We start from the raw sequence: 5,281 nt of genomic DNA, 5'->3' as shown, positions 1-5,281 counted from the left end.
CCATCTCAGCAGCCAAAGCAGCTTCGGTGATCTGTTTAATCAACGGCGTTAGCAGTCCATCTTTCCCGTTGAGGCCCTGTCCAGATTGCAGTGCCTTAGCAAAAGCTTGAATATCAATTTCGTATTTGTCGGACATTGATGTATCACTCCCTGTTGAGGGTTAACTATAGGAGTGACACAGACTTTTGAACACTACCATCATGTGGGCTAGCGATCTAGAAGATCTATTTTCCGAACTTACCAATTGTACTGGAATCGATCTTGTTGCAAATTATGTGAAATTTGAATCTGTTGGTGAGTTCGTAGAGTTCATTAAGGGCCGAAACCCAACCAGCAATTTATTAGCATCAGGCTTGTTCCATAAGATCGATTCCATTCTGAGTCGATGTGAACGAAAGCCTAAATTTTTTTATCAATACGCGTAGGTATTAGGTAGCGTCATAGTTATTCCAAATATCTTCTATCTGCCACCACTAAAATCGTTCGGCCACCTTAACTTATGGGTATCTGTTCTAACATTTTCGTGGATGCTCTACGTTGCGTTCGTGCATCTGTGGCGTTTCTCGATCATTCGGCCGATGCATCGAGAAGAAAGCCCCGGTTTTTCGGAGAAACATTGATGCCATAGTCCTAGCTGTTATCGCTGCCCTGATTGGTGCGGTCGTTGGTACGGCTGCGACAAAGATAGCTGACAGAGTTTGGTCTAGCCCTAATCCTGTGGTTCCACAAATGGAACAATCTCCAGCGAAACCTCCCTCGTCGTGACTGAGAAGGTTGGGTGTCCAAACAAGGAGCCGTTATAGGACGTTGGACTTGAAAAAGTAAATGTCTCGAGTTTTGCTCCGATCAAATAGTGCCAAATATTTTGCAACTGTTCTTTGCGTTATGTGAAATAAACCTGAAAAACTTAGGAAGGAAATTACTATGAAGCGAGCTGGAGCTGTTTGCCCAGAGTGTGGTTCTACCAAAACACCACACAAAGAAAAAATCATGGGGCAAGACACACAAGATCTAATTTGTGCTGATTGTAAACATATTGGTTGGTGGGCTGACTTTCAGCCTGAAAATCAAAAGAATAAAAAAGATAAGGGTGAGTGATCACCTGTCCTCACACAACAAGCAAAGGCAGGATCGTCCTTCGGACTGGACGCGCTAGCGCGCGCCGGTGCTTCGGGCGTTTTTCAAAAAAATGGGCATCCCTGCCACACTTTTTAAGCGAGTTCCAACCAGAATATCTCGAGCTCTTTGATTTCGTTATTTATTCTGTCATATATTTTTTCGTAGTTACCATTGAAGAAGTACTCTTTTCCTGAGGTTAAGTCTAAAACTGAATATTCAAAGCCACTGTCATTAATTGAATCCTCCATCAAAGCACAGATAATGTTCGCTCTTTCCTGAGTCATTTTGTCACTATTACTAAAATGGAGTTTAACTAGGCGTGGCTGCCCGTCTAAGACTACATGTAGTTCAGGGTTACAAGTGATGCTCGTTTGTGAAAAGTTATAGTGCTCTCTCGGTGGATCAAAAGCCTGAATATTTTTACCAGATTGCCAATCTTTAAAAGTATTGACAATCATTTCATAATTCCGCTTTTTACTTCCTTCCTGGCGGTTGCAAATCGTGTAGAGGTGAGAAATGTGTCGTTTTGCAATGAAAAGACGTTTAATCGAGTTTCGTAACGGACCATAGTAGTCGCGAAAAGCTGCGTAAGGTTCGCGTTTAGCGATGTTTCTTACCCTTGTCTGCTTTGGTTTTCCTGAAGTTACAACAATCAAAGAAAAATCGGAAACACTTAATGTAGGCATTCAAACTCCTCAGTTATTGGCTCGATGCCACATTATCATTTAGGCTATGTGTTGCAATATAACATTATTATATTTATGGTTATTTCATTTGGTTTCATCTGAAAATGTGAAATATCTATATATTGTGTTGTTACTTTGACACTGGCACTACATGTGGTTTTTATGGCTAAAACATATAAGGCTTTCTCCGGTCAATAGGCAATAGCATTTTTTTGGCTGCGCCGGCAGCCAATGTTCTCGTACACGATAAATCGCGAGAATCTATTTGCGTTCGGGTGACTTAAGCAGGAATGAACCGGCTGTTTGAACGCTGAACAGCGTCACAAATGGCAACGGCATCGTTCAGGTCATTTTTCGTTTTTGTGCGATAAGAACCGACGTACTTTGCGGGTATGATGCGAGTATCGTGGCCAAGCTTGTTGAATTCTCTGGCCCAATAATGTACACCACTACAGGACTCAATACCTATGTACATCGTAGACATATTTGCTAATGTAGCCAGTCATTTGGTGCGTGAAACAGATTTATGGAGAATGACTTTCCGTGGTCAATCGACCGCGTGAAGAGAAAAGTGGTGCTTGGCGAGATCAACGCCACAAAATAATTGAGTGGACATGGTTACCTCCGTTATTAAAGGCCGCTCCTAAGTGTGGCAGATCTTCAAGAGGCGGAGTCTATTTCATTCGTTATAAGCACAGGTGATTTATGGAAAAATCGAAAAGAAATCTAGTGCTGCTTGAGAAAGCACTAGATCGTATACAGTTGCCTCGCAACGATAAAGTAATGGTAGCTAGCTCATTTTATTCCATTTGTATGGAGCACTATCGTTCAATTTTGAATTTACTTGAACTCCGGCTATATAGTTCGGCAAGCGCGTTATTAAGGTGTCTTTTTGAAAGCTATGTAAAAGGTTTGTGGTTTTATTATTGCTCCAGCGAGGAAGATATAGCTTTGTTGAGAAGGGACAAGTTTGAGAAAAAACTTGGTGTGTTAGTCCAAGAAATAGAAGAAAAACAAGTGAAGGGTTTGTCTGACGCTAAGAAAAATAACTGGAAAGCCTTAAACGATTTGACACATTCAGGGGCAGGACAGGTTTTTCGTAAAATCTCTGGTCACCAAATTGGCTCTAACTTTAGTGACGATTTTATCAAGGATACTATGAAGTTTGCAAATGACTACGGCTTGCTAGCTGCTGCAGAGCTAGCTTTAATTAGTAATGATAGAAAAGCTCAAACTGCTGTGCTCGAAGTTAAGAGGGCTTTGGGTTTCGCGACATTGGATTTATAACGATATAATTTAACAACGCCCTTAATAAGTATCGCTCGGCCGACATTTTATTTGAGCGTTGCATAAGCCCATTATTCAGCACTAGCTCAGCTAAGGGTGGACGGTCATTTCTCCATCACCTCTGTCGACTGGCACAACTGCATCCAGGCCTCGGCGGTGCGTGAGACATAACGCTCGCCGTGCCAGACTAACCCCAATTGCCATTCAATCGCCGGGCTTATCGGTTTCACTAGTAATAACTCACTGTCTTCCAAGCTGGCGCTGAGGCGCTGGCATAAGGGCGCGGGTAGAAACGCTACCCCTGCACCACTTTTCACCAAGGCGGCTAAAAAATCCCACTGACTGCTACGCGCGGCAATGGTGGGCTGATAACCATGCTCTTCACAGCGGGCGATAATCCGATCGCTTTTTTTCGTTCCCACGCTCCCGCGTGGGAATGCATATCTAGTTATCATTCAGACACTGAATGTTCCATAACCTGAGTAAAATCACGCCGCCTAGAGTATTGAACCGGCTTGTTCGCTAAAGATATTGACGCTGTCCGCGAGTGTTAGAACAGAGATCAAGTGCAGTTCGGTGATCTTTTGGCGAATCCTGCCCATGATTCAAAATCCATATACATTCCCACGCAGGAGCGTGGGAGCGAGTTAAAAGCGTCGATGAATCATGCAGTTACAGTTTAAGACTTGGGGATAGTGTGAATACACGATTAGGGATGGGTGTAATGAACATTTTAGCGGAAGAGCAGTATCCATTAGAGGTGATAAGTTCTATTGGTAACATATAGTTAGGTAAAAAAACAGTGCGTATAACGGTTTTGGGAAATCGCGCATGCGCACTAATACAATGTCAATGGGGAGGCGCAAGTAAGTGGCTGCAGAAGATAAAGAAAGCTTCATTCGGTGGCAAAGTGTTACGCGAGACTACTTTTCGTCCGCATCAAACCTTGTGCTTGGGTTATCTACAGGTCTTCTTGGATTTTTAGTTTCTGGTTTGATTGGCGCACAGCCTGCTAGTCGTTGCTTGCTAATTATCGCAACATGCGCAATGAACTTATTGGCTATTTCAATTGGTCTGGCTGTTTGGTGTGCCATCAATCGCCTCCGGGATTTTCGTGCTACCACGCAAATTGCACGTTGCCGCTACAAAAATGAGCCAGTAAGTTCCTGTGACCGTCAAGAAACCAAAGCGCTGGGAAACTTATCGTGGCGTTTGTTTTGGTGGCAGCTGTTTTTATTTGGTATTGGTGCAGGTGGGGTAGCCATTACGATTATCGTACAAATGTGGTCATAGCCAATGCCCATTAACACAGAATCAACCCCAACTCCTTGCTCAAAACGGTTAATTGAACTATAGTTAGTACGTTACTTTGTACAACTTGAGGTTCAATATGAGTCGTATTCATTTCGATCAAGATATTCAGCCRTTATCTGAATTTCGTGCAGGTGTGGCTTCTTACATCAAACAAATCAATGAGACTCGCCGTCCATTGGTCATCACACAGCATGGCAAAGGCGTAGCTGTTGTTCTCGATGTTGCAGAGTATGAAGCAATGCAAGAGAAGATCGAGTTACTGGAAGAAATGCGTACAGCTGAAGCTCAATTAGCTTCAGGCCTTGGTGTTTCAAATGATGATGCTCGTGCTCAAGTACTGGGGCGCATTAAGAAATGAAAGTAGTTTGGTCTCCATTAGCGCTTCAGAAATTAGGCGATGCAGCGGAATTTATTTCTTTGGATAATCCACCTGCGGCGGAAAAGTGGGTAAACGAAGTTTTTGACAAAACTGAACTACTTGGAAGTATGCCTGAAATGGGGCGCTTTGTTCCTGAACTGCCCAATACTAACTATCGTGAAATTATTTTTGGTCGCTATCGTATTATCTATAGCTTAAGCCATGAGATCCGCGTACTAACAGTTCGTAATTGTCGTCAAATGTTGTCGGAAGATGACGTGTAAAACTGTGTTATAACGAGTATGTCGTCAATCACTAAGGTAGTGTTCAAAAGTCTGTGTCACTCCTATAGTTAACCCTCAACAGGGAGTGATACATCAATGTCCGACAAATACGAAATTGATATTCAAGCTTTTGCTAAGGCACTGCAATCTGGACAGGGCCTCAACGGGAAAGATGGACTGCTAACGCCGTTGATTAAACAGATCACCGAAGCTGCTTTGGCTGCTGAGATGGA

The 5,281-nt window shown here is 43.0% G+C and carries 6 protein-coding genes and 4 pseudogenes; 6 read left to right on the top strand and 4 right to left on the bottom strand.

The features are described 5' to 3' along the window. A pseudogene (locus BZJ18_RS17825) lies at positions 1-136 on the bottom strand (IS256 family transposase); the annotation flags it as partial. Between the two features lie 788 nt (positions 137-924). Between BZJ18_RS17825 and BZJ18_RS17330 the strand changes: the two are divergent. Then, positions 925-1,098, top strand: coding sequence for a hypothetical protein (locus BZJ18_RS17330; RefSeq protein WP_158011301.1), 174 nt, complete (start codon positions 925-927; stop codon positions 1,096-1,098). Between the two features lie 113 nt (positions 1,099-1,211). Here BZJ18_RS17330 and BZJ18_RS16600 read toward each other — a convergent pair whose 3' ends face one another. Together BZJ18_RS16600 and BZJ18_RS17655 are read right to left on the bottom strand one after the other, a co-directional pair. Next, positions 1,212-1,805 carry a hypothetical protein gene (locus BZJ18_RS16600; RefSeq protein WP_077458418.1) on the bottom strand — a complete coding sequence of 198 codons (594 nt, stop codon included), beginning with the start codon at positions 1,803-1,805 and terminating at the stop codon, positions 1,212-1,214. A gap of 264 nt (positions 1,806-2,069) precedes the next feature. After that, positions 2,070-2,421: pseudogene (locus BZJ18_RS17655) on the bottom strand (IS110 family transposase); the annotation flags it as partial. Positions 2,422-2,510: 89 nt separating this feature from the next. Here BZJ18_RS17655 and BZJ18_RS16590 point away from each other — a divergent pair. Then, entirely contained in the window at positions 2,511-3,092 is a 582-nt protein-coding gene (locus BZJ18_RS16590) for a DUF6988 family protein (RefSeq protein WP_077458416.1), read from the top strand. A 104-nt stretch (positions 3,093-3,196) separates the two neighbouring features. Here the strand turns inward: BZJ18_RS16590 and BZJ18_RS16585 are convergent. Beyond that, positions 3,197-3,499: pseudogene (locus BZJ18_RS16585) on the bottom strand (LysR substrate-binding domain-containing protein); the annotation flags it as partial. A 463-nt stretch (positions 3,500-3,962) separates the two neighbouring features. On the opposite strand from BZJ18_RS16585, the gene BZJ18_RS16580 reads away from it, so the two are divergent. The 4 genes and pseudogenes from BZJ18_RS16580 to BZJ18_RS17820 all read left to right on the top strand — a co-directional run. After that, on the top strand, positions 3,963-4,385 hold the full coding sequence (locus BZJ18_RS16580; protein WP_077458412.1) for a hypothetical protein: 423 nt from the start codon (positions 3,963-3,965) through the stop codon (positions 4,383-4,385). Positions 4,386-4,482: 97 nt separating this feature from the next. Then, positions 4,483-4,764 carry a type II toxin-antitoxin system Phd/YefM family antitoxin gene (locus BZJ18_RS16575; RefSeq protein WP_021024253.1) on the top strand — a complete coding sequence of 94 codons (282 nt, stop codon included), beginning with the start codon at positions 4,483-4,485 and terminating at the stop codon, positions 4,762-4,764. Continuing rightward, a complete protein-coding gene (locus BZJ18_RS16570; RefSeq protein WP_077458410.1) occupies positions 4,761-5,048 on the top strand; it encodes a type II toxin-antitoxin system RelE/ParE family toxin in 288 nt (95 codons plus the stop codon). Before BZJ18_RS16575 ends, BZJ18_RS16570 begins: the two co-directional genes overlap by 4 nt. Positions 5,049-5,144: 96 nt before the next feature. Beyond that, positions 5,145-5,281, top strand: a pseudogene (locus BZJ18_RS17820) (IS256 family transposase); the annotation flags it as partial.

The organism is Salinivibrio sp. IB872 (assembly GCF_001995345.1).
Lineage (GTDB): Bacteria > Pseudomonadota > Gammaproteobacteria > Enterobacterales > Vibrionaceae > Salinivibrio > Salinivibrio proteolyticus.
This window is presented reverse-complemented; position numbering and strand designations above follow the sequence as displayed.

Excerpts from the sequence above, each read along its gene's own strand:
- BZJ18_RS17330 (WP_158011301.1), top strand. The coding sequence starts at position 925 with ATGAAGCGAGCTGGAGCTGTTTGCCCAGAGTGTGGTTCTACCAAAACA.
- BZJ18_RS16600 (WP_077458418.1), bottom strand. The coding sequence starts at position 1,805 with ATGCCTACATTAAGTGTTTCCGATTTTTCTTTGATTGTTGTAACTTCA.
- BZJ18_RS16590 (WP_077458416.1), top strand. The coding sequence starts at position 2,511 with ATGGAAAAATCGAAAAGAAATCTAGTGCTGCTTGAGAAAGCACTAGAT.
- BZJ18_RS16570 (WP_077458410.1), top strand. The coding sequence starts at position 4,761 with ATGAAAGTAGTTTGGTCTCCATTAGCGCTTCAGAAATTAGGCGATGCA.